At 71.7% G+C, this 26,298-nt stretch carries 27 protein-coding genes; 6 read left to right on the forward strand and 21 right to left on the reverse strand.

Translation table 11 applies throughout. The features are described from left to right. Nucleotides 1-53 precede the first annotated feature (53 nt). The gene (locus tag ABD784_RS08055) at nucleotides 54-545 is read left to right on the forward strand and encodes a PLDc N-terminal domain-containing protein (RefSeq protein ID WP_344882606.1); all 492 of its coding nucleotides are present in this window, start codon (nucleotides 54-56) and stop codon (nucleotides 543-545) included. 15 nt (nucleotides 546-560) lie between these two features. Here ABD784_RS08055 and ABD784_RS08060 read toward each other — a convergent pair whose 3' ends face one another. From ABD784_RS08060 to ABD784_RS08090, 7 genes are all read right to left on the reverse strand, one after another. Then, nucleotides 561-983 carry a hypothetical protein gene (locus tag ABD784_RS08060; RefSeq protein ID WP_344882609.1) on the reverse strand — a complete coding sequence of 141 codons (423 nt, stop codon included), beginning with the start codon at nucleotides 981-983 and terminating at the stop codon, nucleotides 561-563. A 3-nt stretch (nucleotides 984-986) separates the two neighbouring features. Next, complete coding sequence (locus ABD784_RS08065; RefSeq protein WP_344882612.1) at nucleotides 987-2,153, reverse strand: RtcB family protein; 1,167 nt, start codon at nucleotides 2,151-2,153, stop codon at nucleotides 987-989. A 69-nt stretch (nucleotides 2,154-2,222) separates the two neighbouring features. Continuing rightward, nucleotides 2,223-3,239, reverse strand: a complete 1,017-nt coding sequence (ccsB, locus tag ABD784_RS08070; protein ID WP_344882615.1) for a c-type cytochrome biogenesis protein CcsB — start codon at nucleotides 3,237-3,239, stop codon at nucleotides 2,223-2,225. Between the two features lie 14 nt (nucleotides 3,240-3,253). Then, nucleotides 3,254-4,870, reverse strand: a complete 1,617-nt coding sequence (gene resB / locus ABD784_RS08075) for a cytochrome c biogenesis protein ResB (RefSeq protein ID WP_344883478.1) — start codon at nucleotides 4,868-4,870, stop codon at nucleotides 3,254-3,256. Nucleotides 4,871-5,025: 155 nt separating this feature from the next. Continuing rightward, the gene (locus tag ABD784_RS08080) at nucleotides 5,026-5,775 is read right to left on the reverse strand and encodes a cytochrome c biogenesis CcdA family protein (RefSeq protein WP_344882618.1); all 750 of its coding nucleotides are present in this window, start codon (nucleotides 5,773-5,775) and stop codon (nucleotides 5,026-5,028) included. Next, complete coding sequence (locus ABD784_RS08085; RefSeq protein WP_344882621.1) at nucleotides 5,772-6,437, reverse strand: TlpA family protein disulfide reductase; 666 nt, start codon at nucleotides 6,435-6,437, stop codon at nucleotides 5,772-5,774. The genes ABD784_RS08080 and ABD784_RS08085 overlap by 4 nt, the downstream gene beginning before the upstream one ends. A gap of 105 nt (nucleotides 6,438-6,542) precedes the next feature. Next, nucleotides 6,543-7,205 carry a histidine phosphatase family protein gene (locus ABD784_RS08090; protein WP_344882624.1) on the reverse strand — a complete coding sequence of 221 codons (663 nt, stop codon included), beginning with the start codon at nucleotides 7,203-7,205 and terminating at the stop codon, nucleotides 6,543-6,545. Between the two features lie 348 nt (nucleotides 7,206-7,553). On the opposite strand from ABD784_RS08090, the gene ABD784_RS08095 reads away from it, so the two are divergent. Next, nucleotides 7,554-8,099, forward strand: a complete 546-nt coding sequence (locus ABD784_RS08095; RefSeq protein ID WP_344882626.1) for a YceI family protein — start codon at nucleotides 7,554-7,556, stop codon at nucleotides 8,097-8,099. Nucleotides 8,100-8,271: 172 nt separating this feature from the next. Then, nucleotides 8,272-9,168, forward strand: a complete 897-nt coding sequence (locus ABD784_RS08100) for a hypothetical protein (protein ID WP_344882629.1) — start codon at nucleotides 8,272-8,274, stop codon at nucleotides 9,166-9,168. A 147-nt stretch (nucleotides 9,169-9,315) separates the two neighbouring features. Here ABD784_RS08100 and ABD784_RS08105 read toward each other — a convergent pair whose 3' ends face one another. The 7 genes from ABD784_RS08105 to ABD784_RS08135 all read right to left on the reverse strand — a co-directional run bounded on the left by ABD784_RS08105 (nucleotide 9,316) and on the right by ABD784_RS08135 (nucleotide 14,424). Next, a complete protein-coding gene (locus ABD784_RS08105) occupies nucleotides 9,316-10,005 on the reverse strand; it encodes a redox-sensing transcriptional repressor Rex (protein ID WP_344882631.1) in 690 nt (229 codons plus the stop codon). Then, on the reverse strand, nucleotides 10,002-10,256 hold the full coding sequence (locus ABD784_RS08110; protein ID WP_344882634.1) for a glutaredoxin family protein: 255 nt from the start codon (nucleotides 10,254-10,256) through the stop codon (nucleotides 10,002-10,004). Before ABD784_RS08110 ends, ABD784_RS08105 begins: the two co-directional genes overlap by 4 nt. 187 nt (nucleotides 10,257-10,443) lie before the next feature. Further along, nucleotides 10,444-10,542: a 30S ribosomal protein bS22 gene (locus tag ABD784_RS08115; RefSeq protein WP_003792170.1), complete on the reverse strand. Its 99-nt coding sequence runs from the start codon at nucleotides 10,540-10,542 to the stop codon at nucleotides 10,444-10,446. A 140-nt stretch (nucleotides 10,543-10,682) separates the two neighbouring features. Continuing rightward, nucleotides 10,683-10,895 (reverse strand): helix-turn-helix domain-containing protein, encoded by a 213-nt coding sequence (locus ABD784_RS08120; protein WP_344882637.1) that lies wholly within the window; start codon nucleotides 10,893-10,895, stop codon nucleotides 10,683-10,685. 206 nt (nucleotides 10,896-11,101) lie between these two features. After that, nucleotides 11,102-12,232: a 3-deoxy-7-phosphoheptulonate synthase gene (locus ABD784_RS08125; RefSeq protein WP_344882640.1), complete on the reverse strand. Its 1,131-nt coding sequence runs from the start codon at nucleotides 12,230-12,232 to the stop codon at nucleotides 11,102-11,104. A 356-nt stretch (nucleotides 12,233-12,588) separates the two neighbouring features. Then, nucleotides 12,589-13,146 (reverse strand): ArsR/SmtB family transcription factor, encoded by a 558-nt coding sequence (locus tag ABD784_RS08130; protein WP_344882643.1) that lies wholly within the window; start codon nucleotides 13,144-13,146, stop codon nucleotides 12,589-12,591. 78 nt (nucleotides 13,147-13,224) lie between these two features. Then, nucleotides 13,225-14,424 (reverse strand): acetoin utilization protein AcuC, encoded by a 1,200-nt coding sequence (locus ABD784_RS08135; protein WP_344883481.1) that lies wholly within the window; start codon nucleotides 14,422-14,424, stop codon nucleotides 13,225-13,227. 202 nt (nucleotides 14,425-14,626) lie between these two features. Between ABD784_RS08135 and ABD784_RS08140 the strand changes: the two genes are divergently transcribed. Both ABD784_RS08140 and ABD784_RS08145 read left to right on the forward strand, forming a co-directional pair. Continuing rightward, the gene (locus ABD784_RS08140; RefSeq protein WP_344882646.1) at nucleotides 14,627-16,033 is read left to right on the forward strand and encodes a TrkH family potassium uptake protein; all 1,407 of its coding nucleotides are present in this window, start codon (nucleotides 14,627-14,629) and stop codon (nucleotides 16,031-16,033) included. Between the two features lie 7 nt (nucleotides 16,034-16,040). After that, nucleotides 16,041-16,697 (forward strand): potassium channel family protein, encoded by a 657-nt coding sequence (locus ABD784_RS08145; RefSeq protein ID WP_344883484.1) that lies wholly within the window; start codon nucleotides 16,041-16,043, stop codon nucleotides 16,695-16,697. 85 nt (nucleotides 16,698-16,782) lie between these two features. Here ABD784_RS08145 and ABD784_RS08150 read toward each other — a convergent pair whose 3' ends face one another. Beyond that, on the reverse strand, nucleotides 16,783-17,397 hold the full coding sequence (locus ABD784_RS08150) for a GNAT family N-acetyltransferase (protein WP_344882649.1): 615 nt from the start codon (nucleotides 17,395-17,397) through the stop codon (nucleotides 16,783-16,785). A gap of 2 nt (nucleotides 17,398-17,399) precedes the next feature. Beyond that, nucleotides 17,400-18,263, reverse strand: coding sequence for a pyrroline-5-carboxylate reductase (gene proC, locus ABD784_RS08155; RefSeq protein WP_344882652.1), 864 nt, complete (start codon nucleotides 18,261-18,263; stop codon nucleotides 17,400-17,402). 144 nt (nucleotides 18,264-18,407) lie between these two features. Between proC and ABD784_RS08160 the strand changes: the two genes are divergently transcribed. Then, nucleotides 18,408-18,974 (forward strand): dihydrofolate reductase family protein, encoded by a 567-nt coding sequence (locus ABD784_RS08160; protein ID WP_344882655.1) that lies wholly within the window; start codon nucleotides 18,408-18,410, stop codon nucleotides 18,972-18,974. Here ABD784_RS08160 and ABD784_RS08165 read toward each other — a convergent pair. The 5 genes from ABD784_RS08165 to ABD784_RS08185 form a co-directional block, all read right to left on the reverse strand. Beyond that, nucleotides 18,971-19,813, reverse strand: coding sequence for a sugar phosphate isomerase/epimerase family protein (locus ABD784_RS08165; protein ID WP_344882658.1), 843 nt, complete (start codon nucleotides 19,811-19,813; stop codon nucleotides 18,971-18,973). The two genes, ABD784_RS08160 and ABD784_RS08165, sit on opposite strands and share 4 nt — an antisense overlap. Then, nucleotides 19,810-20,880, reverse strand: a complete 1,071-nt coding sequence (locus ABD784_RS08170) for a Ppx/GppA family phosphatase (protein WP_344882661.1) — start codon at nucleotides 20,878-20,880, stop codon at nucleotides 19,810-19,812. The genes ABD784_RS08165 and ABD784_RS08170 overlap by 4 nt, the downstream gene beginning before the upstream one ends. 11 nt (nucleotides 20,881-20,891) lie before the next feature. Continuing rightward, a complete protein-coding gene (gene topA / locus ABD784_RS08175) occupies nucleotides 20,892-23,735 on the reverse strand; it encodes a type I DNA topoisomerase (protein ID WP_344882664.1) in 2,844 nt (947 codons plus the stop codon). 82 nt (nucleotides 23,736-23,817) lie between these two features. After that, complete coding sequence (locus ABD784_RS08180) at nucleotides 23,818-24,462, reverse strand: ArsR/SmtB family transcription factor (protein WP_344882667.1); 645 nt, start codon at nucleotides 24,460-24,462, stop codon at nucleotides 23,818-23,820. Nucleotides 24,463-24,542: 80 nt separating this feature from the next. Then, the gene (locus ABD784_RS08185; protein ID WP_344883487.1) at nucleotides 24,543-26,231 is read right to left on the reverse strand and encodes a DUF7059 domain-containing protein; all 1,689 of its coding nucleotides are present in this window, start codon (nucleotides 26,229-26,231) and stop codon (nucleotides 24,543-24,545) included. Between the last annotated feature and the right edge of the window lie 67 nt (nucleotides 26,232-26,298).

Here is a 26,298-nt window from a genome sequence, read left to right on the forward strand (position 1 = left end):
ATCCTACTGGCCGCCGAATCGTCGCCTCACGCTCGCGAGCCTAGAATTGAGACATGGTTCTCCGCGTCGCAATCATCGCCTCGATCATCGCGCTGTTCGTCATCATCTACGCGCTGATCGACTGCCTGCGCACGCGGCCGCAGGAGGTGCGCAGCATCTCCAAGCCGGCCTGGGTGCTCAGCATCCTCCTGCTGCCGCTCATCGGCGCTCTCCTGTGGTTCTTCCTCGGCCGCCCGCGCAACTCGCCCGCCCCCGAGGGCTACTCGGCACCGGGCTCATCGTCCCGCAGCTCGGCCCCGGACGACGACGAGGCGTTCCTGCGCCGCCTCGCCCAGGAGCGCGCGCAGAAGGCCCGCGAGGTCGAGCTCAAGCGCCGCGAGGACGAGCTCAAGCGGGGCGGGGCCTCGAAGCCGGACGGCGAGACCGGCGCTGGCAGCGCTGATGGAGGCGGAGCTGACGGAACCGGCGGTGGCGCAACCGGCGGCGGCTCGGACAGCGGCGGTCACGACGACGACCGCCCGGGCCGGGGCGGCAGCCCCACCTGACCCCGCTCGGGGCCCTCACCGGTGGACGACGTCCACCGTCTCCTCGCCGCCGTCCGGGGCGAACACGATCCGCGCCTCGTCCGGGACCGGACCACCGACCGTCTCCGCGGAGAACGTGTGCGTCGTCCCCGTGAAGTCGGCCGTGCAGGGCCCGTCCGACCCCTCCTCGAAGACCACGGTGAGGCGTTCGCCGTCGTTCTCGAAGGAGGTGGCCCGCGGCAGACAGGTGGAACTGCCCCACGTGACCACCTTCACGCTGCCGTCGCCGACGTCGATCACCACCGGGAGGGCCGCCTCGCCGACGGGCAGCTCGACGCCCTCTGGTGTGCCGCCCGCACGGCTCTCCGCGACGCCGGGCCCCGCGCAACCGGCGACGAGCACGGCTGCCGCAGCGACGGCGAGGAGCCGCGACGGCGTCCACGATCCTCTGGCACGCACGGCTCAGTCCCCCTTCACATTCACGATCTGCCGCAGCCGGTGCCGGACCGCCACCAGCGGCTCGGCATCGGCCATGACCCGGTCGATGGACTTGTAGGCCGCCGGGATCTCGTCGATGAACGCCGGGGTGTCGCGGAACTCGATGCCCTCCATGGCCGCGCGGAGCTGGTCCAGCGTGAACGTCCTGCGCGCGGCTGTGCGCGAGTACTCCCGGCCCGCACCGTGCGGCGAGGACTCCAACGACATCGCGTCGCCCCGTCCCTCGACGACGTACGAGGCCGTGCCCATGGAGCCGGGGATCAGGCCCGGCTCGCCGGCGCGGGCCCGGATGGCGCCCTTGCGCGAGACCCAGACCGTCTCGCCGAAGTGGGTCTCCCGCTCGGTGAAGTTGTGGTGGCAGTTGATGCGCTCCACCTCGTGCACCGGGCCGCCGAGCCAGTCGCCGAACTGCCGGAAGACGCGGTCCATCATCTCCTCGCGGTTCAGCAGCGCGAACCGCTGCGCCCAGCGCAGCTCCCGGATGTAGGCGTCGAACTCCTCCGTGCCCTCGTCGAGGTGGGCCAGGTCGGGGTCCTCAACCCGGATGCCGTCCCGGCGGATGCGCTCCTGCGCCGTCCGGATGTGCCGCTGGGCGATCCGGTTCCCCACGCCGCGGGAGCCGGAGTGCAGGAACAGCCAGACGGCGTCCTCCTCGTCGAGGCAGACCTCGATGAAGTGGTTGCCGGAGCCCAGGGAACCCAGCTGCAGCTCCCAGTTCCGCGCGTAACCCGCGGGGTCGAAGTCCGCCTCCGCGGCGAGCCGCGTGAGCTCGTCGATCCGCGGGCGCGCCGTGCCGACCACCTTGCGGTTGTAGTGCCCGGCAGAGAGCGGGACGGCCCGCTCGATGGCCTCGCGGAGCGCGCGGCGCCCCGGCGGGAGCCGGTCACCCCGGGCGTCGGTCCTGACGGCGATCATGCCGCATCCGATGTCGACGCCGACGGCCGCCGGGATGATCGCCTCGCGCGTGGGGATGACCGACCCGACGGTCGCCCCCTTGCCCAGGTGGGCGTCCGGCATCAGGGCGACGTGCGGATGGACGAACGGCAACCGGGCCGTGGTCTCCGCCTGCTCGCGCGTCTTCGCGTCCAGAATGGACGCCCAGTTCACCAGCCGGTCGTTGATCCTCTCCATGGGCCTACTTATACGCGCTCGCGGCCCCCGCGCCCACCCCCTGATGCGGGACCCGGGTGCGGGGTGGGCTCAGACCCCGGCGTAGGAGTGCAGGCCGCTGAAGTAGATGTTCACCACGGTGAAGTTGAAGATGATGCAGGCGTAGCCGACGATGCTCAGCCAGGCCGAGCGGACGCCGGTCCAGCCGCGGGTCGCGCGGGCGTGCAGGTAGCCGGCGTAGACCACCCAGATCACGAAGCTCCAGACCTCCTTGGGGTCCCAGCCCCAGTAGCGGCCCCACGCGGCCTCCGCCCAGATGGCCCCGGCCATCACCGTGAACGTCCAGAGGACGAAGGACACGGCGTTGATCCGGTAGGCGAAGTTCTCCAGCGCGCCGGCGCTGGGAACCAGGCGCAGGAACGGGAGCCTGTCCTCGCCGCCGGCGGCGAGCCGGGCCTGGCGGCGGTGCTGGATCAGCTGGACCACGCTGGCGACGAAGGAGATGGTGAACAGCGACGAGGCGAGTACCGCGATCGAGACGTGGATGATGATCCAGGGGCTCTGCAGGGCGGGCACCAGGTGGCCCACCGGCGTCGGGAAGCCCATGGTCGCCGCGCACAGCATGACGGTGACCAGCAGCGTCACGAAGACGCCCATGAACCGCAGGTCCTTCCTCAGGAGCGCGATCAGGTAGACCAGCGCCACGATCAGGGCGCCGGTGCTGAGGAACTCGTACATGTTGCCCCACGGCACGCGCGCCGCGGCGATCGCCCGCGTCACCACGGCGACCGTGTGGATGGCCGCGGCCAGCCAGGTCAGGACGACGGCGATGCGCGCCATGCTCCGCTGGCCGGAGGCGGCCGTGTACGCCATCGACTCATCGACCAGGGCGGGGCCGCCCGCGGGGCGCGTCGACGCGGAGCCGCCGCCCACGGTGGCGAGCTGGTCGGCCTCCTGGCGGAGGACCTCCTGCTCGATGGAGCGAATGGTCGCGTTCGACTTCGCCAGATCCCAGGCGAACACCACCAGCGCCGCCGCATAGGCGAACGCGGCCAGAAGCATGAACAGGTCGCTGTAGGCGCCCAGTTGCTCGTTGATGACCGGCATATTGCGTGTACTCCCTAGTCGTCCGCCCGGCCGGAACCGGGCTCGTGCGGCGTGCTCCACTGCTTCTGGAACAGCGCCCGCAATTCAGCGGCCTCGTGCTCCAGCCGCGGGTCCTCGCCGCGGGCCAGGAGGCCGTATTCCATGGTAAGCGGGCCGGGTGCCCCGGCTTCGGCGTCGTCCCGGACCTTGACCCAGACGCGGCGACGCGGCGTGAACAGGGACACCGCCAGCCCGGACAGGGCCAGGACGGCGAAGATCAGGACCGGCGTCTTGCCCGGGTCGTGGTGGATGTCCAGGCCGACGTAGCGCTTCAGGCCCGTGAAGGTGATGCTGCCCTTGCCGTCGGGCAGCTCGGCCGTCTCCCCCGGGTTGATCACCAGGCCGCCGGCGTCCAGGTTGCGGCTGTTCAGCTCGGTCAGCGTGTCGGTCTCCAGGACGTAGACGTTCTGCGGCGTGCCCTCGTCCAGGCCCAGATCCCCGTAGTAGGAGTTCAGCTGCAGCTGCGGCAGGGCGGGGGCCGGGTCCAGTGAGACACCGACGCCGTTGACCTCGCCGGCGGTCGGCAGGAAGAGACCCACGAAGCCGAGCTGCTCCGGTTCCGCGTCGGGGACCTTGAGGACCATCAGCGAGGTGAACACGGAGTCCTGCGGCACGGAGGGGACGGGCCCCTGGAAGGCGATGTCGCCCTGGCCGTCCCGGACGGTCACCTCGGGCGCGTACCCGTTGCCGACCAGGTAGACCGAGCTGCCGCCGATCCGCAGCGGGTGGTTGACCCGGAGCTGCTCCTGCCGGCGCTCCCCGCCGGGCTCCTGGGTGGTGACGGCCGCGTCGAAGCCGATCTGCTGGCCGAAGGAGCTGCTGGTCTCCCGGTCGTAGGTGACGTCAAACTGGTCCAGAGTGACGGAGAACGGCTCCAGGTCGGTCGGCTCGAAGGCCGTGCCGGGGCTGAAGGAATCGTAGGAGACGAGCGTGTTGACGAAGGACTCGCCCTCGACGAGGATCCGCTGCCCGCTGTAGCCGTAGGCCCCGCCGATGGCGACCGAGGCGAGGATCCCGACCAGCGAGATGTGGAAGACCAGGTTGCCGACCTCGCGCACGTATCCGCGCTCGGCGCCGACGGACGCGACGCCGCGGTTCTCCGCGGCGGGTCGCTCCTGGACGCGGTAGCCGCGCTTCTTCAACAGGGCGGCGGCCCCGCGCATGATGGCATCGCTCCGGCCGCCGTCGGACCCGTCGCCCGTCTCCACGGCGTCCAGCTCGAGCGTCCCGTGCTCGGGGAGGCGGCCCAGGCGGGCGGGGGTGCGGGGCGGCGGCGTGCGCATGGCCTGCCAGTGCTTCTTGGCGCGCGGCAGGATGCAGCCCACCAGCGAGATGAACAGCAGCAGGTAGATCGCCGAGAACCAGACGGACGAGTAGACGTCGAAGAGCTGGAAGCGGTCCAGCCACTCCCCGGCGGTGGGGTCGTTCTCGATGTAGGTGGCGACGGCCTCCGGGTTGGCGTCGCGCTGCGGGAACAGCGACCCCGGGACCGCGGCGACGGCCAGGAGCATCAGCAGGAACAGGGCGGTGCGCATGGAGGTCAGCTGCGTCCAGACCCAGCGGACCGTGCCCTTGAAGCCCAGGGCGGGCATGGCGACGTCGTCGCGCCCGGCCCGGCCGGCGGCGGGCGCCTCGGGGTCGGCCTTCACTCCCCGGTCGCCGGTTCCGGCGTCGCCCTCGCGTGCGGCCGCGGCGTCGTAGGCGTCGGCCTTGCGGTACTCGTCCTCGCGTGCGTTGTCCTCAGCCATCAGACGGGAAGCCTCACTTCGTTAGCGAACCAGTTCTGCAGTTCCGCGACCCACAGGCCCCACACGCCGCTGGCCATCAGGAGGCCGAGCAGGACCAGGAGCCCCCCGCCGACGAACATGATGGCACGCTGGCGCCGGCGGAAGAACGCGAGGGCGCCCATGCCCCGGCGCAGGCCGAGCGCGATCAGGAGGAAGGGCAGCCCGAGTCCCACGCAGTAGGCGAAGGTCAGGAGGGCGCCCTTGGCCACGTCCGGATCGGGGCCGGAGCTCATCGCCAGGACGGCGGCCAGGGTCGGGCCGATGCAGGGCGCCCAGCCGAGCCCGAAGACGAAGCCCAGGACCGGCGCTCCCCAGAGACCCGCCGGCGGCCGGTAGTGCACCTTGCGCTCGCGCTGGAACCAGCCGAGGCCGCCCATGAACACCACGCCCATGACGATCACGACGACGCCGAGCAGCTGGGTGACCCAGGCGCCCTGGAAGCGCAGCCAGATGGAGATCTGGGCGAAGAGCACGCCCGCCAGCATGAAGACGGCCGTGAAGCCGAGGACGAACAGGGCGATGCCCGTGACCACGCGGCCGCGGCGCTGCTCGGCCAGGTCCGCCCCGGTCAGCCCGGTCACATAGCCCAGGTACCCCGGCACGAGCGGGAGCACGCACGGGGAGAGGAAGGAGACGAGCCCGGCGAGCACCGCGACGGGGACGGCGAGCAGGAGCGAGCCGTCCTGGACGATCTCGGCGAACGGATTCACGGTGTCTCGCCGAGCCGTTCCTCGATGAGCGCCTCGAGGGTCGACTTCTCGGCGACGCCGAGGATGCGCGCGGCGACCCGGCCCTGCCGGTCCAGCACCAGGGTGGTGGGCACGGCCTGCGGGTTCACGTACTGGCTCAGCGCGAGCAGGATCGTGCCGTCCGGGTCGGGAGCCGACGGGTAGGGGATGTCGAAGGTCCGCTCGAAGGCCGCCGCGGTGGCCTCCTGGTCGCGGACGTTGATGCCGACGAACTCCACGCCCTGGTCGGCGTAGGCGTTGGCGAGCTCGACCAGGTGCGGCGCCTCCACGCGGCACGGCGCGCAGGCGGCGTACCAGAAGTTCAGGACGGTGACCTGCCCGCCCCAGTCGGCGGAGTCGAGCCGGGAGCCGTCGTAGAACTCGCCGGTCACCTCGACCGGCTCGCCGCGGTCGGCCGGATCGTAGACCTCGACCGAGCCGTCGCCGGCGATGAAGTTCTTGCCGCTGCCGGCCCCCGCCTGCTGGGCCAGCGGGTCCTCGGCCGGCCCGCAGGCCGCCAGCGGCACGACGGCGGCCAGAGCAGCCGCGGTGCGCAGCAGCGTGCGCCGGCTCGGCCGTCGCGGGGACGACGGGCCGGTCTGCGCTGCTGTCGGATCGACGTGGTTCATCTGTGTGCTTTCCATGGTGGAGCTGGAGTTCGGGGGCGGGATCGGGACGGCGGGCGGGGCACGGTCCGGCCCCGGGGCGCCGGCGGCCCTCCGGCCGGGCGGCCGCGGGGGCCGGCCCGCTCAGGCGCCGGGCAGGTTCGCCGCGTCGGCCAGCAGGTCGGCGCAGGGCTCCGCGTACCGCACCCCGACCAGCTTCTCGTCGTCGAAGTCGAGGCTGGTGATCGAGGCCAGCGAGCACTGGCGGCGGCGCGGGTCGTGCCAGAGGCGCCGGTTCTCCGCGGCGAGGCGCGTCACCCAGATGGGCAGCTGATGCGCCACGAGGATGGTCTCGGCGCCGCTGCCGCCGAGTTCGACGGCGCGGCCGCGGTGGTCCTGGACCGCCTCCATCACGCGCGCGACCTGGTCCCGGTATGGCTCGCCCCAGGAGGGCCGGCACGGGTTGGCCAGCATCGGCCAGATCCGGGGGTTTCGCAGCTGCTCCTTGATCCGGGACATGCCCTCGAACCGGTTCTCCGCCTCGATGATCCGGGGCTCCTCCTCCAGCTCGAGCCCGAGGGCCTCCGCCGTCGGACGGGCCGTCTCCTGCGCGCGGAGCAGCGGCGAGGCGGCGATGCCGACGATCTGCGCGCCGGCGTCGCGCTCGGCGACGAAGTGCTCGGCGACGCGCTCGGCCATCCGGTGGCCGAGTTCGGAGAGGTGGTAGCCCGGGAGGCGGCCGTAGAGCACGCGGTCGGGGTTGTGCACCTCTCCATGGCGCAGGAGGTGGACGGTTGCTTGGGCCATGGGCCTCATTCTCTCACTCGGGGACACGGGCCGCCTAACAGGGGCGGTCGCCGTCGCAGGGCCGCATCGGCGCTCCCGCGACGGCCCGCGCGGGCGACCCGCACGACTTCGACAATTCGTAGAAACCATACCGGCAAACCCTTGGTGCGAGGTGGGAGCCCCGCCTCCCCGGCCGAGCAGCCCCTCTCCGCGCCGGCCGCGCCGGCCCTCGCGAGAAATTTCACCCGCAGGACTAGTTATATGCAAATGCATGTATTACAGTGGAGGGCAACGGGGTCGCAAGACCGCCGCAACCGAACAGCACGGGTCCCGCCCCGCAGGACCCGCACCGTCAGCAAGGAGAGATGCATGGCAATCGCAGCAGACATCACGGCAGGCACCTGGACCATCGACAACTCGCACTCGGAGGTCGGATTCTCCGTCCGCCACGCGGGCATCAGCAAGGTCCGCGGCCGCTTCAGCGACGTCGAGGGCACCCTGGTGGTCGGCCAGGACATCGCCGACTCCACGCTGGAGGCCGTGGTCCAGATCGCCTCGGTCGACACCGGCGACGCCAACCGCGACGGCCACCTGAAGGGCGAGGACTTCTTCGACGCGGAGAAGTTCCCCACCATGACCTTCACCGGCAAGGACCTGCAGGGCTCCGGCAGCGAGTTCACGCTGGTCGGCGACCTGACCATCCGCGGCAACACGCAGCCCGTCGAGCTGGACGTGGAGTTCCACGGCACGGCGGTCGACCCGTTCGGCATCACCCGTGCCGGGTTCGAGGCCACCACCGTCATCAGCCGCAAGGAGTTCGGCCTGACCTGGAACGCGGCCCTCGAGGCCGGCGGCGTCCTGGTCGGCGACAAGGTCACCATCACGCTCGACCTCTCCTTCGTGAAGGCCGACTGACCCAGTCGCTCGGGCGCGGCGGCCGCGCCGCGCACCACGGCACGGCCCACCTCGACGACGGCGGCCGGTGCCTCTCGCGGGAGGCACCGGCCGCCGTCGTGCCGAGGGGGTCCCGAAGCACCCCGCGCGCACTAGTCTGGAGGCAGATGGAACCCACGCATATGGAGGAAACATGAGCACCACCGGAAGCGGCGGATTCAACTCGCCGGACGAACCGCCGCGCTACGGCATCCGCGTCCCCCGGGAGGGCAACGGCGACGACTCCTCCGGCCGGGACGGCGGCGGCCAGGGCTCGCCCGACCCGCAGGGCGGCGCCCGCGACCAGAACGGTCCGCGGGGCGGCCAGCAGAACCCGGGCCAGTACCCGCCGCCCCCTCCCCCCGCCTACGGGCAGCCGGGGCACTCGGGCCAGCAGGGCGGCTACGGCCAGCCCACGCCGGGACAGCCGCCGTACGGCCAGCAGGGCACCGGTCAGCAGGGCGGCTACGGCCAGCCCACGCCCGGGCAGGCGCCCTACGGCCAGCAGGGCTACGGCCACCAGGGACCGGGGCAGCCGTACGGCTACCCGCAGCCGGGATTCGGCATGCAGCCCCCGCAGGCCCCCAGCGAGCCGCCGAAGGAGATCAAGACGTCGTTCGGGCTCATCCTCGCCGCCGGCGTGCTCTCGCTGATCAGCGGCATCATGCTGCTGATCCTCCCCAACCGGGTGCTCGCGAGCCAGATGGACGACGTCATCTCGCAGGATCCGATGCTCGCCGAGCAGATGCAGCTGGCCGGCCTCGACATGGACGCCCTGCTCACCATGGTGAAGACCACGGGATTCGTCTTCATCCTGATCGGCGTGGCGATCTACGCCCTGATCGCGTTCTTCATCCGCAAGGGCAGCAACGGGGCGCGGATCACCGGGACGGTGCTCGCCGGGCTCTCGCTGCTGAACCTCTTCAGCGCTGACCTGCTCTCGATCGCGATCACGCTGCTGGGCATCGCCGGCATCGTCTTCGCGTGGCTGCGCCCGTCGTCGGAGTACATCCGCGCCGCCGGGGACGCCAAGCGCTGGCGCCGCCGCTAGCACCCGGACCGCATCCAGGGCACCGGACGGCCGGCCCGCTCCCCCACCGGAGCCGGCCGGCCGTCGCCGTTCGCAGCGCTCGGCTCCGGTGGCAGCGCTCGACCCGCGGCAACAGTCGACGCCCGCGGAACCGGGCCCGCCCGGCGCCTACTCCGGGGCCAGCGGGGGCACGGCGTCCTGATGCCCGACGCCCTGGTGCGCGTAGTACGCGAGGATCTGCAGCTCTCGCGACATGTCCACCTGGCGGATGTTGACGTCGGCCGGCGCCTGCAGCACGACGGGCGCGAAATTCAGGATGTTGCGGATCCCGGCGGCCACGAGCTCGTTGCACACGCTCTGCGCGGCGGCGTTCGGGACGGCGAGGACGGCCATGTTGACCGCCTCCGCCGCGACGATGGACTCCAGGTCCTCGGCGGGGCGGACCCGCAGCCCGGCGACGGGACGGCCGATCACGGCCGGCGAGCGGTCGAGGATGGCGATGAGCTCGAATCCGTGGCCGCGGAAACCGGAGAAGCCCGCCAGGGCGCGGCCGAGGTTTCCGGCGCCGACGATGGCCACGCGCCAGCGCTCCTTGAGCCCCAGCGTGGCGCCGATGTGGTCCGCCAGCCCGGCGACGTCGTAGCCGACGCCGCGGCGGCCGAACGAGCCGCCGAGCAGCGAGAGGTCCTTGCGCAGGATCGCCGGGTTCGCCCCGGCCGCGCTCGCGAGGGTCTCGGACGACACCGTCCGCTCCCCCGCCTGCTGCGCCGCCTCCAGGGCGCGCAGGTACACGGTCAGCCGCTCCAGTGTCGCCTCGGGGAGGGCCCGCTCGCCGTGCTGTGCCTCGCGGTCCGTCACCGGGTGAGGAGCCTCTCGAGCCGGACCGGGTCGATGACCCAGAAGTCGCGCTGGACGCCGTCGACCATCAGCACCGGGACTTCCTCCGCGAAACGCGCGGCCAGCTCCGCGTCGTCATCGATGCTGCGCTCGGACCATGCGAGGCCCAGCCGAGCGGTGACTGACTCGACCGTGCCCCTCGCCTCGGAGCAGAGATGGCATCCGGACCGGGTCAGCAGCACCACCTCGGGTGCGGGAACGTCCGTTGTCATGTCTCCAATGTAGCGCCGGTACGGCGACCGGCCCTCCTCCGGCCGGCTCCGCGACGGGCCGGGACGCTGCGCCGCGGACACCTGAGGGTGACGCATCTCATCCCTCCGGATGCACGAGAAGCGGGGCGCCTCTCCCATCAGGAGGGGCGCCCCGCTTCTCTCGCACACGCGGCTGGGCCGCGCGGTGCTACTTCTTGTTGCGGCGCTGGTGGCGAGTCTTGCGAAGCAGCTTGCGGTGCTTCTTCTTCGCCATACGCTTGCGGCGCTTCTTGATAACAGAGCCCATGAATACCTCACTCAATACGTAGTTGCGTCTCACCCGAAGGCACACGAGCGCAACCAACGGACGTTAAACGTTCTCTAACAGATTACCCGCTCCGGAGCGGGCCCCGGACCACGAGGGGTTCCGGCGCCCGTCGTCGTGACTCAGCCCGTGGCCGAGTCCCCGTCGATCTGCGCGCTGCGCAGGTAGGCGGCCACGGCGTTCTCGGGCACCCGGTACGACCTGCCGAACCGGACGGCGGGAAGCTCCGCGGAGTGGATCAGACGGTAGACGGTCATCTTCGACACCCGCATGACCTCCGCGACCTCCGCCACGGTCATGAAGCGGGCGTCCGCGAAATTCTGACCATCCGCCATATCTCACACTCTCCTGCCGTTGCCGACGGACCCCGCCGAGTCCCGCGCAGCGGCACCCGTTCCGTCAGCTGGGACGGCCGTCCGCGGCGCATGCGTGATCGGCTCGGAGCCGTGTCATCTCGAAGCAACAATAGTGGCCGGTGGGGCTAAAGCGAAACCACCCCGCCTCCGTGCGCCTGGGTGACGCGGTCACGGCTCCGGCCGACTCAGGCCTCGCCGGCGGCGCGGGAGCGGTGCACGACGGCGTCCGCGAGCCGGCCGAGGCTCACCTCCGTGACGTCCCATCCCATGCACGCATCGGTGATCGACTGCCCGGGGACGAGCGTCGCCGGATCGTGCGCACCGGGGGTGAACTTCTGCGCGCCGGGGACGAGGAAGCTCTCCGCCATGATCCCGGCGATGCCCTCCTCGCCCCCGGAGATCCGCGCGGCCAGGTCCTCCACCACCACGGCCTGGCGCTCGTGCGACTTGCCCGAGTTGGCGTGGGACGCGTCCACGATGAGCCGCGGGTTCAGGCCGGCCGCGGAGAGCGTCCCCGCGGCGGACGCGACGTGCGCTGCGGAGTAGTTGGGCCCGTCCGATCCGCCGCGCAGGATCAGGTGGACGTCCCGGTTGCCGCGGGTCGAGACCAGCGAGGCGCGCCCGTCGTCGTCGATCCCGACGAAGGACTGCTCGGCCGCTGCGGCACCGCAGGCGTCGATGGCGATCTGCAGGTCCCCGGCCGTGCCGTTCTTGAAGCCGACCGGCATCGAGAGGCCCGAGACGAGTTGGCGGTGGATCTGGCTCTCCGTGGTGCGGGCCCCGATCGCACCCCAGGAGACCAGGTCCGCCACGTACTGCGGCGTGATCGGCTCGAGGAACTCGGTGGCCGTCGGCAGGCCCAGCTCGGCGACCCGGAGCAGGAAGCTCCGAGCGGCGCGCAGCCCCTCCTCGATCCGGTGCGACCCGTCGAGCTGCGGATCGTTGATCAGGCCCTTCCAGCCGACCGTGGTGCGGGGCTTCTCGAAGTATGTCCGCATCACGATCAGCAGCTCGCCGCGGTGCCGCTCCGCGACCCGGGCGAGGCGGGCGGCGTACTCCAGCCCGGCGTCCACGTCGTGGATGGAGCAGGGCCCGACGATGACGAGCAGGCGCGGATCCACGCCGTCGAGCACGGCACGGACCTCGTCGCGGTGGCGTTCGATCTGCGCCTGCAGACCCGGCGCGGCGGGAAGCTCCGCGCGGAGCTCGGCAGGACTCGGCAGGGGCGAGAAATCCTTGACGCGGACGTTGTTGGTGCCCCGGTCCGCAGCGCGGTGGTCGGCGGCGGGCGCGGTGGTCTCGGCGGTGATGCTCATCTGGGGGCCTTCCGGGATGGCGGCCCTGCACGCGTTGCACCTGCAGAGCCGGGGATAGAAAAAGGACCTCGGGCGGATGCCCGGGTCCTGTCGGCTCTGAAGGTCGTTGGATGCGCTAGAAGCGCGTGGGCCCCTCCAGAGCCGACGCAAAATACGCATACCAACGGTTGATCATGACCAGAAGCGTACACCGCGCCCGCGCACCCCGCCCAGTGTGACGCGGCATGTCCTCCGGCACCGTTCGCGTCCTCCCCGCCGGCGGCCCCTCACGGGCGCGGAGCGCCGGACCCGAGGCAGAGATCCCGTCCTGCGGGGCAGCGGGATCGGGGCAGCGTGATCGGGGCAGCGTGATCGGGTCAGCGGCGGCGGCCGATCCTGCCCTGCGTGAACCGGGGCTTCGGCAGCCGGTTCAACAGGTGCTGCGCTCGGTCCGCGACCTGCTCGACCGTCGCCCCGACCGCGCGGCCGAACTCCTTGGACTGCGCCTCCCGGGGGGCGCCCTCGCGCACGACCTCCCCGGTCGCGGGGACACCGCGCAGCGCCGGCGCCGCCGCGGCCGCATCGGCGGCGCGCGGAGCCCGGCCGGGTTCGCCGACCGTGGCCGGCTGGACCGCGGGTCGCAGGACGGAGGCGGGGCGCCCGGCCGTGGCCGCCAGCTCCGCGAAGGGGGTGAACCACTCGGCTGCGGCGACCAGCGCAGCGACCTCCACGCCGTAGTAGCGCCGCTGCCCCTCGGCGCGGGTGCTGACCAGTTCGGCCTCGCGCAGGACTTTCAGATGCTTGGACACCGTCGGCTGGCTGACGCCCAGCCGCTCCACCAGCTCGCCCACGGCCAGGTCGCCGTCGAGGAGCTCCTCGAGGATGCGACGCCGCGTCGCGTCGGAGATCACCGGGAACACAGACTCGAACACCATGGCATCACCCTAATCGCATATACGCCGGACGGCATTCTTCGAGGCGCTTCGTGACGGGGCGGCCGCGCGGCTCGTCGGTCAGTCGAAGTACGGGTCCAGGCCGTAGAGCGGGAAGATCTCCTTGCGGGTGGCCATGACCGCCCGGTCCACGGCGTCGGCGGGGTCGTACCCCACCTCCCACGAGCGCCACCACAGCTCGACGCCGTCGCTCATGCCCTCCGGCGCCTCGACCCCGTACTGCTCGCGGACGAACTCGAGCCACTCCTGCGGCACCGGGGTCCGCAGCGGGATCGGCGCGCCCGAGGCGATGGCCAGCAGGTGGGCCCAGGCCCGCGGGACCACTCCGACGGCGTCGTACCCGCCGCCGCCGAGCGCCACCCAGCGGCCCCCGCAGAGCCGCTCCGCGAGGTCGCGCACGTCGAGCATGTTCTGGCGCTGCCCGTCGACGCTGAGCCGCAGGTTCGTCAGGTCGTCGCGCGCGTGCCCGTCGCAGCCGTGCTGGCTCACGATCGCCTCCGGCGCGAACGCCTCGGCCAGCTGCGGGACCACGGCGTGGAAGGCGCGCAGCCAGCCGGCGTCGTCGGTGCCCATGGGCAGCGCCACGTTGACGGCCTGGCCGGCTGCGGGCTGGGCGCCGACCTCGTTGGCGAAGCCGGTCCCGGGGAAGAGCGAGATCCCCGACTCGTGCAGGGAGATGGTCAGGACCCGCGGGTCGTCCCAGAAGATCTGCTCGACGCCGTCGCCGTGGTGGGCGTCGACGTCGACGTACAGCACCCGCTCCAGGCCCCCGTCGAGGAGGCGGCGGACCGCCAGTGCGGCGTCGTTGTAGATGGAGAAGCCCGCGGCGGCGGAGCGGCCGGCGTGGTGCATCCCGCCGGCGAAGTTCACCGCGTGCAGGGCACGCCCGGCGACGACGGCGTCGGCGGCCAGGAGCGAGGCGCCCGCGAGCCGCGCGGAGGCCTCGTGCATGCCGCCGAACGCGGGATTGTCGTCGGTGCCGAGGCCGAGCAGCGGCTCCGGGGCGGACGGGTCGACGCTGACGCGGCGCACGGCGGCGATGTAGTCGCGGTCGTGCACGGCGGCGAGCTCGTCGTCGGTCGCGATCCGGGGTTCGACGACGGTGATCGACTCCCGCTCCCAGATCCCGAGATCCCGGGCCAGGCGGACGGTGAGCCGGAGCCGGTCCGGGTCCATCGGATGCGTCTCGCTGAAGCGGTACTCCAGGAGTGAATCGCTCCAGATCACCGTGGTGGGCGGCGCTTCCCGCTTGCGGATCATCACAGCCGCCAGCCTACCGAACCGGAGGGCGACCCCGGTCACGGCCGGGGTCGCCGCCGACGGCCCGGGCGTACCGTCACGGGACCCGCCCGCGGAGCTGGCCCGCGGGGCCCGGCGCGGGACCGGCTACGGGCCCGGACCGGCCGCTCGGCGGTGCACGAGCACGCCTCCGACGGCCCCGTCGTTGCACTATGGTGGTCCCATGTCCGCGCCGCCCGTCGAGCACACCCCGTGGATCGTGCGCACCCTGCAGCAGGTCCGGGACGCGGTGGACGAGATCGCGGCGTCGTCGCCCAGCCGCCTCTTCCTGGTGGTCCTCTTCCTCGTGATCAGCGTGTTCACGGCACTGCTCTCGCTTCCGGCCGCCTCGGTCAAGCACACCGTGACGCCGCTGCACGACGCCCTGTTCACGGCCACCTCGGCCGTCACGGTCACCGGGCTGACCACGGTCAACTCCGGCGAGCACTGGTCGCTCTTCGGGCTGATCGTCATCATGGTGGCGATGTTCATCGGCGGACTCGGCGTGATCACGCTGGCGTCGATCCTCGCCATGGCCGTCTCCCGCCGGCTCGGCGTGCGCGGCAAGCTCCTGGCGCAGCAGTCGATGAACACCAACGAGTCCGGCCGCCTCGGCGAGGTCGGCACGCTGCTGCGCATCATCATCACGACGACGACGCTCATCCAGATGGGTCTGGCCGTCATCCTCATCCCCGCCTACTGGTTCGAGGACCGCGACCTGGGCGACGCCGTCTTCCACGGCCTCTTCTACGCGGTCTCCGCCTTCAACAACGGCGGCTTCGTCTCCCACGCCAACGGCCTGGTCGGCTACGAGCACAACCTCCTGATCACGATGACCGTGATGGTGGGCGTCTTCATCGGCAGCCTCGGCTTCCCCGTGCTGATGGTCATCCTCACCTGCCGCCACCACGTCAAGCGCTGGTCCCTCCACGCCAAGCTGACCGTCGTGGTCAGCATCATCCTCTGCTTCGCCGGCGCGGTGGTCCTCGGAGCCCTCGAGTGGGACAACCCGCGGACCATCGGGGAGTTCAGCTTCGGCGACAAGATCCTCTACTCGCTCTTCGGCTCCGTCATGACGCGCTCGGGCGGGTTCTCGGTGGTGGACCAGAACGAGCTCAACCCCACGAGCATGCTCATCACGGACGCTCTGATGTTCGCCGGCGGCGGTTCGGTGTCCACGGCCGGCGGCATCAAGGTCACCACCATCGCGGTGCTCTTCCTGGCCATCGCTGCGGAGGCCAAGGGCCACTCGGACGTGCGGGCCTTCGGCCGCAGGATCCCCGAGGGAGCGATGCGCGTGGCGCTCTCCGTCGTCGTCCTGGCCGCCACCCTGGTCACGATCGGCTGCGCACTGCTCCTGTGGATCACCAAGGAGCCCCTGGACCGGGTGCTCTTCGAGACGATCTCGGCGTTCGCCACGTGCGGGCTGTCCGTAGGATTGAGCGCGGAGCTGCCGCCGTCGGGCAAGTACATCCTGGCGGCGCTCATGTACGCGGGCCGACTCGGCACCATCACGCTCGCCGCGAGCCTGGCGGCACGCCAGCGCGACCAGCGCTTCCACTACCCAGAGGAGAGGCCGATCATTGGCTGACAATCGGATGGACCACAACGCACCGGTCATGGTCATCGGTCTGGGCCGCTTCGGCTCGGCCGTGGCCGAGCAGCTCATCCACCAGGGCCGCGAGGTCCTGGCGATCGAGCGCAACACGTCCCTGGTCCAGAAGTACGCCGGCACCCTCACGCACATCGTCGAGGCCGACGCCACCGACATCGACGCGCTCCGCCAGCTTGGCGCGCAGGAGTTCAGCGCGGCGGTGGTGGGCGTCGGGACGTCGATCGAGTCGTCGGTGCTCATCGCCGTGAACCTCGTGGACCTCGGCATCGAGCACCTGTGGGCCAAGGCGATCACGCCGGCGCACGGCAAGATCCTCAACCGAATCGGCGTCAACCACGTGGTCTACCCGGAGGCCGACGCCGGGGTGCGCGCCGCCCACCTGGTCGGCGGGCGCATGCTGGACTTCATCGAGTTCGACGACGGCTTCGCGATCGTGAAGATGTACCCGCCGAAGGAGACCCAGGGCTTCACGCTCGGCGAGTCCCAGGTGCGCTCCAAGTACGGGGTGACGGTCGTGGGCGTGAAGAGCCCCGGCGAGGACTTCACCTACGCGCAGCCGGACACCAAGGTGACGCACCGGGACATGCTGATCGTCTCCGGCCACGTAGATCTGCTGGAGCGGTTCGCGGCCCGCCCGTAGCCCGACCGGGCGCCGGGCTCGGCACGCACCGGTGGCCTGCCGAGCCCGGCGGGCGTGGTCAGCGGGTCCAGCTCAGCGGTCGAGCTCAGCGGGCGGGGACGGGCACCTCGAAGCGCAGGTTGTACTCGCTGCCCTCCACCGGGGCGAGCACCCCGCCCACCGAACGGATGACTGCGGCCGAGGCTCCGTTGTCCGGATCGCAGACCACCACTGCCTCGTCCAGGCCGCGCTCCCGCCGCAGCACCTCGAGGCCGCCGCGCAGGATCCGCGCGGCGTAGCCCCGGCGGCGGAACGCCGGCCGCACCGCGTACCCGATGTGCCCGCCGACGCTGTACAGCCAGTCGTTCAGGTCCAGACGGACGCTGACCCGGCCCACGAGCTCGCCGTCGACCTCGGCCGCGAGGAACCACGCGGGCACCCGGCCGGGCGGCAGGTCCTCGCCGCGGGCGGTCGCCGCCTGGTGGCGCAGCCAATCCGCCCACGCGACGCCGGCCGGTCCCCTGGCGCCGGTCCCGGCCGCCGCCGGCTCCACCCGGTCGTGCGCCGGGTGCGGGGCGAGGTCCGGTTCCAGGAGGAAGTCGAAGTTCTCCGGCGCCAACTCGCGGTGAGCGGCGCGGGCGGCCGCCTCGTCCTCTGCCCGGAACTCGCGCAGCAGGAGCGCGGGCGCCCCCGCCGTTCCGCCCGGCACGAGGACGCGCATGGCTACGAGTCCAGCTCGCGGCTGATCTCCAGGGAGCGGTCCGCGGACGCCTTCGCGCCCTTGGCGATGATCGCCGGCAGCCCCGACTCGTCGAAGCTCATGATGGCGCGCTCGGTGGTCCCCTTGGGGCTGGTGACGTTCCGGCGGAGCTGCGCGGGGTCGACGTCGCCGTCGAGCATGCGTCCGGCCCCCGCGACGGTGGCCCGGGCCAGGTCGCGGGCAGTGTCGGCGTCGAGGCCGAGCTCCTCGCCGGCCTTGGCCATGGCCTCGGCGAGGTAGAAGACGTAGGCGGGGCCCGAGCCGGAGACGCCGGTGACGGCCTCGATGAGGTGCTCCGGGACGACCTTGACGATCCCGGCCCCCTCGTAGAGGGTCACGACGCGGGCCAGCTGCTCGTCGGAGACGCTGCTGCCGGCGGCGATGCCGACCGCGCCCAGACCGACGGTCAGCGGGGTGTTCGGCATGCTGCGCACTACGGGCTGCCCGGGCTTCAGGGCGCGCTCGAGCATCTCGAGGGTGATGGCCGCTGCCACCGAGACGACGGCGGCGTCGGGCTTGAGTGCGTCGGCGATCTCGCGAGCGAGGGCCTCGATGCCCACGGGCTTCACACCGAGGAACACGACGTCGGCGTCGGCCACGGCGGCGAGGTTCGCCTCGGCGTCGTTCTCGGTGGCGACGGCGTTGACGCCGGTCTCCTCCGCGAGCGCCTCGGCCTTGGCCGGCGTGCGCACGGTGGCGGTGATGAGCTCCGGGCGGTGACCGGCGCTGATGATGCCGCGCATGATGGCGCCGTTCATCGAGCCAGTGCCCAGGAAGGCCAGCTTGAGGTCAGAGGTGGACGGGGTCTGGTTCGCGCTCTGTTCCATCCGGCCATTGTGGCATGCAGGCCTCGAGCGCCCCTACTCGGCGTCGGGGCGGCCGGCCCGGGCGGCACCGCATCCCGCCGCCGGTCTGCCGCGGCGCGCCGGAGCGGCCTAGACTGCCGGGACCGAGGGGACGGAGGCGGGGCGATGCGGAGACTCGTGTACGGCATGAACGCGACGCTGGACGGCTTTGTGTCCGCGCCCGGGGACGACCTCGGGTGGAGCGCCCCGAGCGACGAGCTGTTCGCGTGGTGGCTCGACGAGGAGCTGAGGGTGGACCTCCTGCTCTACGGGCGGCGGCTGTGGGAGACCATGAGCTCCTACTGGCCGACCGGCGACGAGCACCCGGACGCAACCGCGGCGCAGGTCGACTTCGCGCGGAACTGGCGGGAGACGCCCAAGGTCGTCTTCTCCTCGACGCTCGAGCGGGTCGGCTGGGACGCCCGCCTCGTCCGCGGGGACGCGGTGGCGGAGATCGCCCGGCTCAGGTCCGGTGACGGCGGGCCGATAAGGGTCGGTGGCGCTACCTTGGCCGGGGCCGCCATGCGGGCCGGCCTGATCGACGAGTACACGGTCGTCACCCACCCCGTCCTCGTGGGCGGCGGCACGCCGCTCTTCGCCGCGGCCGGCCGGCGGACCGGGCTGGACCTGGTGGAGACGCGGACGTTCCCGGGCGGCGTGGTGATGACCCGGTACGCGACGAGGCGCGGCTAGTCGGAGGCCTCGGCTCGGGCCCCGTCGTCTCCGCCGGCGGACTCCGCAGCCGGCTCCGGCCGGGCCAGGTGCCGCCGCGCGAACTCGAGGGTCTCGGCGAGCCACTCCTCGCGCGCGCCGGTGCCCTTGGCCCGGCGCGTGGCGACCTCCACGGCCACCACGCCGTCCCACTCGCTCTCGCGCAGGAACTCGACCGCCTCGCGCACCGGCTGCGTCCCGTGCCCGGGGACCAGGTGCTCGTCCTTGCCGTTGTCCGTGCCGTCGCACAGGTGCACGTGGGTCAGCCGCTCGCCGAGCTCCTTGAAGGCCTGGTGCGAGTCGGCGTTGGCGATCGCGGCGTGGGAGAAGTCCCAGGTGACGTAGTCGTAGGGCTGGGGCACCGGGTTCCAGTGCGGCAGGTACATCTTCGCCTCGCGGCCGCGGGCGCGCCACGGGTACATGTTCTCGACGGCGATCCGCACCCCCGTCTCCTCGAAGATGCGCCGCACGCCGTCCGCGAACCCGGTGGCGTAGGTGCCCTGCCAGCGGAACGGCGGATGCGCTACCACGACGTCGCAGCCGACCTGGCGGGCCATCTCGGCACTGCGCTCGATCTTGTTCCACGCCGAGCCCCACACCTGCTGCGTGAGGAGGAGGGTCGGCGCGTGGATGGCGCGGATCGGCTGCTCGTAGCGCTCGGCGAGCGTCAGCAGCCGGTCCGGGCTCTGCGAGATCTGGTTGCCCGTGACCATGACCTCCACGCCGTCGTACCCGAGGTCGTGGGCCATGCTGAACGCGTCCAGGACGGTCAGCGGGTAGACCGAGGAACTCGAGAGGATCACGTCGGTCTTCGTTGTCATAGCTGACTCCCGTCCAGGATCGACGCGCCCGGCCGGTCCTGCCGTCCGGCCTCGGACATGGCGTCCGGGTGGCGTTGCTGCTGCTTCAAGAGTTCCACGTGTCCTACGCCAACGGTATCGCCTGAGGGTGCCCCGCTGTCTACCAGGAGGTGGTCGAAGCGCCGGAGGATCAGCCCCTCGCGCAGTGCCCAGGGGCAGATCTTGAGGGACTTCACCTTGAGCGCCGACATCGCCTCGTAGGCGACGATGGCACCGGCCAGGACCTGCGGGGCGCGGATCTGCGAGACGCCCGGCAGCTCTCCCCGCTGCTCCCAGGTCATCGCGGCCAGGCGGTGCATCCACAGCTTGACGTCCTCACGGCGCAGCACCCGCTTGACGTAGGGACCCTCCGCCGAGGGGGCGGCGCCCGCGATCCGCGCCAGAGAACGGAAGGTCTTCGACGTGCCCGCGACCAGGTCGGGTCGCCCGTGCTCGCGCAGCTCCGCCGCCGGTCCCGCGACGGTCTCGCGGACGTAGTCGCGCATCTGCCGGATGCGAGAGATCTCCGGCGGGTCCCCCTGGAGCCATTCCCGGGTCAGTCGCCCGGCGCCGAGGGGAACCGAGCGGGCGACGGCCGGGAACTCGTCCGTGCCGAGCGCCATCTCGAAGGACCCGCCGCCGATGTCCAGGTCGAGGATGCTGTTCGCCTGCCAGCCGTACCAGCGCCGGACGGCGTAGTAGGTCATGCCGGCCTCCTGCTCGCCGGTGAGCTCCATCAGGTGCACGCCGGTCTCGGTCATGACCCGCTCGAGCACCAGCTCGCCGTTGGCGGACTCGCGGATCGCCGACGTGCAGAACGCGAGCATGTCCTCGGCCCGGTGCCGGGCGGCGAAGTCGCGCGCCTCGGCGACGAAGTCCAGCAGCTCGCGCTGCCCGCGCTCGGTGATGGCGCCCTCGCCGTCGAGGTAGGCGACGAGGGAGAGCGGCCGTTTGTGCGAGGCGAAGGCCACGGGGCGTGCGCCCGGGTAGGCGTCCACCAGCAGGAGGTGGACGGTGTTGGATCCGATGTCCAGAACACCCAGGCGCACGTGCTTCCCCGTTACTTCTCGGTGCGGGCCGAGGCGGCGGACTTGGTGCCCGACGCCTTCTTGGTGGTCGGCTTCTTGGCCGCCGTCTTGGTGCCGGACTTCGCGGTGCCGGACTTCGCGGTGCCGGACTTCGCGGTGCCCGACTTGGCGCGCGACGTCGTCGTGCTCCGCTTGGCGGGCGCCTTGGCCCGCTTCTCGGCGAGCAGCTCGATCGCCTTCTCGCGGGTGAGCTCCTCGATCGACATGCCGCGCGGCACGGTGATGTTGGTGGCCCCGTCGGTGATGTAGGGACCGAAGCGACCGTCCTTCACGACGATCGGCTTCTCGGTGGTCGGGTCATCGCCGAACTCGGCCAGCGGAGCCGTTGCGGAGCGGGCCCCGCGCTGCTTCGGCTGCTCGTAGATCTTCTTCGCCTCGTCGAGGGTGATGGTGAAGATCTGCTCCTCGGACTCGATCGACCGGGAGTCAGACCCCTTCTTGAGGTACGGGCCGAAGCGGCCGTTCTGGACCGTGATCTCCTTGCCCTCGTCCTCGCCGAGGACGCGCGGCAGCGACAGGAGCTGCAGGGCCTCCTCCAGGGTCACGGTCTCGATGCTCATGGACTTGAACAGCGAGCCCGTGCGCGGCTTCACCTTCGCCGGCTTCTTCTTGGGCTTCGGCTTGCCGTTCTTGTAGTACTCGGTGGGCATGGCCTCGAGCTCCGCGTCGGTCATCTCCGGGATGACCTCCGTGACGTAGGGACCGTAGCGGCCGTCCTTGGCCACGATCGTCCGTCCGGTCTCCGGGTCGACGCCGAGCTCCCGCTCGGACGGCCCCTGCTGCTCCATGAGCTCGATCGCCTTCTCGGCGGTGAGCTCGTCCGGGGCGAGGTCCTCCGGGACGTTCACGCGCTGGGGCTCCGTGCCCTCGGGCGCGTCGGCCGGGACCGGCTTCTCCAGGTAGGGCCCGAACTTGCCCACGCGCAGGACGATGCCGTCGGCGATCTCGATCGAGTTGATCGCCCGGGCGTCGATGTCGCCGAGGTTCTCGACGACGTGCCGCAGCCCGTGCTCGGCCTCCTCGCCGAAGTAGAAGTGGCGCAGCCACTCCGAGCGGCCCAGATGGCCCTGGGCGATCTCGTCCAGGTCCTCCTCGAGCCGGGCCGTGAACCCGTAGTCGACGTACTGGGCGAAGTGCTCCTCCAGCAGGCGCACCACGGAGAAGGCGATCCAGCTCGGCACCAGGGCGCCGCCGCGCTTGGTCACGTACCCGCGGTCCATGATCGTCGAGATGGTCGGCGCGTACGTGGACGGGCGGCCGATCTCCCGGGCCTCCAGCTCCGCGACGATCGACGCCTCCGTGTAGCGGGCCGGCGGCGTCGTCTCGTGGCCCAGGGCCTGCACGTCCGAGCCGACCAGGGCATCGCCCTCGGCCAGCTGCGGCAGGCGGGCGTCGGAGCCGCTCTCGTCCTGCCCCTCCGGCACATCGCGCCCCTCCTCGTAGGCGGCCATGAAGCCGCGGAAGGTGATGACCGTTCCGGACGCGCCGAACTCGGCGGAGCGGCCGTCGGAGGATGTCCCGCTCAGGCGGACGGACGCCGTCGAGCCCTTGGCGTCGGCCATCTGCGAGGCGACGGTGCGCTTCCAGATCAGCTCGTAGAGCTTGAACTCGTCGCCGGAGAGCTGGCTGCGCACGTCGCGAGGGCGGCGGAACGAGTCGCCGGCGGGACGGACGGCCTCGTGGGCCTCCTGCGCGTTCCCGCTCTTGGACTTGTAGACCCGCGGCTTGTCCGGCACGTACTCGCCGCCGTAGAGCTCGGAGGCCTGCCGGCGCGCAGCCGTGACGGCCTCGTTGGACAGCGCCACCGAGTCGGTACGCATATAGGTGATGTAGCCGTTCTCGTACAGTCGCTGGGCGATCTGCATGGTGTTCCGCGAGGACCAGCGCAGCTTGCGGCTGGCCTCCTGCTGCAGCGTCGAGGTGGTGAACGGCGCGGCCGGGCGGCGGGTGTACGGCTTGGTCTCGACCCCGGTGACCGAGAACTCGGCACCGGTGAGGCCCTCGGCCAGCGAGGTGGCCGCTTGCTCGTCCAGGGCCACGACGGCGGACTTGCCGGCCTTGGAGTCCTTGAGCCGGCCCTTGTCGTCGAAGTCGCGGCCGGAGGCGACCCGGGCGCCGTCGACGCCGGTCAGCTTGGCCTTGAAGGACTCGCCCGCCGTCGTCGCGAACTCTCCGGAGAGGTCCCAGTAGCTGGCCGAGCGGAACGCCATCCGCTCCCGCTCGCGCTCGACCACCAGCCGGGTCGCGACGGACTGCACGCGCCCGGCGGAGAGCCCGCGGGCGATCTTGCGCCACAGCACCGGGGAGATCTCGTAGCCGTAGAGGCGGTCGAGGACGCGCCGGGTCTCCTGCGCGTCCACCAGGTCCGTGTCCAGCTCGCGGATGTTGTCGAGGGCGCGGGCGATGCCCTCCTTGGTGATCTCCGTGAACGCCATCCGGTGCACGGGAACCTTGGGCTTGAGCACCTCCAGCAGGTGCCACGCGATGGCCTCGCCCTCGCGGTCCGCATCGGTTGCGAGATAGAGCTCGTCGGCGTCCTTCAGCTGCGCCTTGAGCTCGGCGACCTTCTTCTTCTTGTCCGGATTGACCACATAGTAGGGCTCGAAGTCGTTGTCCAGATCGATCGCGAACTTGCCGACCGAGGTCTTCTTCAGCTCGGCGGGCAGCTCGGACGGCTGCGGCAGATCACGGATGTGGCCCACGGAGGCGTCGACGACGAACCCCTCGCCCAGGTACTTGGCGATCGACTTGCTCTTGGCCGGGGACTCGACGATGACGAGCTTCTTGCCGGACTTTTCCTTCGCCTTGGCGGGCACAACACTCCTCTAGCAACCTCGGCCCGCAGCCGGGTATCTCCACGGCGCGGGCCAGCTCATACTCGCACTAGGGTAGCCTGTTCTACCTCTTCGGCAAGCCGGGGCGCTGGATGGCGGGCTTCGGCTTCGGCAGCTCGGACTCCACGATCTCCGGCAGGAACGAGAGCATGTAGTAGAGGCGCTTGCCGTCCACTCCGCGCTCCTCCGGGCCGGCCTTCGACTCGTACTCGCGCACGATGTCGTAGACCCGCTTCACGAACTCCTGGCGCTGGTCGTCGTTGAGGAAGACCATGCCGGTGGTGAGGACCGGGGCGCGGTCCGGCGCCGGCTCGACACCCGCCGCGGCCTCCGCCTCACGGCGGTCGATCTCCGCGGCCAGGCGCTCCCGGAACGCGTTCAGCTGGACGTTGAGGAACGCCGTCTTGGCCGGGGCCTTCTGGTTGAAGGACTCGACGACGATCCGGTCGCCGGCGGCGCGCCAGCGGCGTTCGCGGGCATCGCCCTCGCTCGGCGCCCGCTCGACGTACCCGTACTTCTCCAGGGCGCGGAGGTGGTAGCTCATGGCGCTGGGGGTCAGACCGCAGCGGGAGGCCAGCTCGGTGGCCGTCCGGCTGGACTGCGAGGAGATGAGCTCCTCGAGGGCCTCCAGGCGGGCCTCGTGCGCCAGTGCACGGATGGCCTGCGGATCCTTGATGACCACCGGGTTGTCCGGCGTCGGCTTGGGCAACTTCTCCCCCGTTTCGGTTGGACCGGGAGTCGGCGCGACTGCCGGTATCCCATGAGTGTTCTGGGTCATATCCGAAAAGACTAGCGGGTAGCGCCCAACTTGTTCAGGAATCCGTCACGGACGAGCCGGTGGACTCCGGCGGCGAGGGTCTCGGCGAGGTCGGGGTCGTCGTCGCCGAGGAGGGCGCCGATGGCGCCGATGATCTGCCCGACCGCGAGCTCGCCGTCGCAGGCGGAGACGAATCCGGCCTCCGCCGTGCTCAGGAGGCTGGTCCGGCGCAGACCCGCGCCCTGCCGTAACAGAATGACTCCGGGATGCTCCGCACCGGGCCGCTGGTGCCGCTCCTCGGTCACGTCCTCGGCGACGACGAGGTGCTGCCGCTCGAAGGCCCCGGCGACCAGGTCCGCCTCGAGGCCGTCGGCGGCGGCGACCGCACGGTCCAGATGCGGCCCGATCGGCTGCTCGATCGGGTGCCCGATCTCCTCGAACCGGTGCCCGACGGGGCGCCTGGCCGGGTCGTCCGGGCGGCGCAGCCAGAGCATGCCGAAGCCGATCGACTCGACGTCGCGGGAGGCGAAGTCGTCGAGGTAGGCCGCGTAGCTCGCCCGGTACCGCTCCGGGTCGCGCGCCTCGGCGGCGTCCCGGAGCCAGACCTCGGCGTACTCCAGCGGCGACTCGGTATCCCGCTGGATCAGCCAGGCCTCCGCCGCGTGCTCCCCCGCGGCGCCGCTGCCCAGCCAGGCGCGCGGGCGATCGAACGGGGTGTCGTCGGCGCTCGTGATCTCCCAGTTGAGCAGCAGCTGCGCGGTGCCGCCCGGGGTGAGGATGCCGGGCAGGTCGCTGACCAGCCGGGCCACGAGCGAGTCCCCGGGCAGGCCGCCGTCGCGGTAGGTGAACCGGTCCTCGGCGCGCTCGGCCGGCCGTCGCGGCGTGATGACGAACGGCGGGTTGGTGACCACCAGGTCGAAGCTCTCGCCGGCGACGGGCTCCAGGAGGCTCCCGCGGCGCAGGTCCACCCGGGCTCCCAGGTCCGCCGGGTCGATGCCGAGTGCGGCATGGTTGAGCAGGAGATTGAACCGTGCGAACGCGAGCGCCCGGGCGGAGACGTCCGTGGCGACGACGTGCCCGACGTGCCCGAGCAGATGGAAGGTCTGGATGCCGCATCCGGTGCCGAGGTCCAGCGCGCGTGCGGCCGGACGGCGGATCGTCGTCTGGGCCAGGGTGAGCGAGGCCTGGCCGATGCCGAGCACGTGGTCCGTCCGCAGCACGCCCGGGCGCTGGTGCGAGCCCAGGTCGCTGGCCACCCAGAGCTCCGCCCCCGTGTCGGAGGCGTGCGGGCGCAGGTCGGCCGAGGCGCGCCAGCGGCGGCTCCGCGGCTGCGCTGCGGGCCCGCCGGTCACCGGCGCGTGCGGGGAAGGATCGTCCGGCGCGGGCCCCGCGAGTCTCAAGCCGGCCAGGCCCGCGTGCCCGAGGGCGGGGAACGCGGCGTCGAGCAGTTCCTCCGGGATGTCGGCCCCCAGGAGGAAGAGGTCGACGACGACGGCACGGGCCAGCCGCCCCGAGTCCGCCCGGCCGCTGCCGGCCTCGGCGGTGGCACCGGTGCCGGTGCCGGTACCGGTGGCGGTGCCCCGGTGATCGGCGTAGACGCCGTCCAGCACTAGGCGGGCCGGGACGGGCTGCTCGCGCAGCAGTGCCGCGTGGGCTGCCTCTCCGAGCAGCTCGGTGACGCCGTCGTGATCATAGCCGGCGGCACGCAGGTCGCCCGCCAGGGCGTCGAGCAGGGCCTGGTCGTCGCTGCGCGGGGCGTCCTCCGGGGCGTCCCAGACCGCCGCGGCG

This window comes from Zhihengliuella alba (genome assembly GCF_039538765.1).
Classification (GTDB): domain Bacteria; phylum Actinomycetota; class Actinomycetes; order Actinomycetales; family Micrococcaceae; genus Zhihengliuella; species Zhihengliuella alba.

Excerpts from the sequence above, each read along its gene's own strand:
- ABD784_RS08140 (WP_344882646.1), top strand. The coding sequence starts at position 14,627 with ATGTCCGCGCCGCCCGTCGAGCACACCCCGTGGATCGTGCGCACCCTG.
- ABD784_RS08115 (WP_003792170.1), bottom strand. The coding sequence starts at position 10,542 with ATGGGCTCTGTTATCAAGAAGCGCCGCAAGCGTATGGCGAAGAAGAAG.
- proC (WP_344882652.1), bottom strand. The coding sequence starts at position 18,263 with ATGGAACAGAGCGCGAACCAGACCCCGTCCACCTCTGACCTCAAGCTG.
- ABD784_RS08145 (WP_344883484.1), top strand. The coding sequence starts at position 16,041 with ATGGACCACAACGCACCGGTCATGGTCATCGGTCTGGGCCGCTTCGGC.
- ABD784_RS08100 (WP_344882629.1), top strand. The coding sequence starts at position 8,272 with ATGAGCACCACCGGAAGCGGCGGATTCAACTCGCCGGACGAACCGCCG.
- ABD784_RS08065 (WP_344882612.1), bottom strand. The coding sequence starts at position 2,153 with ATGGAGAGGATCAACGACCGGCTGGTGAACTGGGCGTCCATTCTGGAC.
- ABD784_RS08160 (WP_344882655.1), top strand. The coding sequence starts at position 18,408 with ATGCGGAGACTCGTGTACGGCATGAACGCGACGCTGGACGGCTTTGTG.
- ABD784_RS08095 (WP_344882626.1), top strand. The coding sequence starts at position 7,554 with ATGGCAATCGCAGCAGACATCACGGCAGGCACCTGGACCATCGACAAC.
- ABD784_RS08130 (WP_344882643.1), bottom strand. The coding sequence starts at position 13,146 with ATGGTGTTCGAGTCTGTGTTCCCGGTGATCTCCGACGCGACGCGGCGT.
- ABD784_RS08110 (WP_344882634.1), bottom strand. The coding sequence starts at position 10,256 with ATGACAACGGACGTTCCCGCACCCGAGGTGGTGCTGCTGACCCGGTCC.
- resB (WP_344883478.1), bottom strand. The coding sequence starts at position 4,870 with ATGCCCGCCCTGGGCTTCAAGGGCACGGTCCGCTGGGTCTGGACGCAG.
- ccsB (WP_344882615.1), bottom strand. The coding sequence starts at position 3,239 with ATGCCGGTCATCAACGAGCAACTGGGCGCCTACAGCGACCTGTTCATG.
- ABD784_RS08055 (WP_344882606.1), top strand. The coding sequence starts at position 54 with ATGGTTCTCCGCGTCGCAATCATCGCCTCGATCATCGCGCTGTTCGTC.
- ABD784_RS08165 (WP_344882658.1), bottom strand. The coding sequence starts at position 19,813 with ATGACAACGAAGACCGACGTGATCCTCTCGAGTTCCTCGGTCTACCCG.
- ABD784_RS08085 (WP_344882621.1), bottom strand. The coding sequence starts at position 6,437 with ATGGAAAGCACACAGATGAACCACGTCGATCCGACAGCAGCGCAGACC.
- ABD784_RS08150 (WP_344882649.1), bottom strand. The coding sequence starts at position 17,397 with ATGCGCGTCCTCGTGCCGGGCGGAACGGCGGGGGCGCCCGCGCTCCTG.
- ABD784_RS08090 (WP_344882624.1), bottom strand. The coding sequence starts at position 7,205 with ATGGCCCAAGCAACCGTCCACCTCCTGCGCCATGGAGAGGTGCACAAC.
- ABD784_RS08125 (WP_344882640.1), bottom strand. The coding sequence starts at position 12,232 with ATGAGCATCACCGCCGAGACCACCGCGCCCGCCGCCGACCACCGCGCT.
- ABD784_RS08120 (WP_344882637.1), bottom strand. The coding sequence starts at position 10,895 with ATGGCGGATGGTCAGAATTTCGCGGACGCCCGCTTCATGACCGTGGCG.
- ABD784_RS08135 (WP_344883481.1), bottom strand. The coding sequence starts at position 14,424 with ATGATCCGCAAGCGGGAAGCGCCGCCCACCACGGTGATCTGGAGCGAT.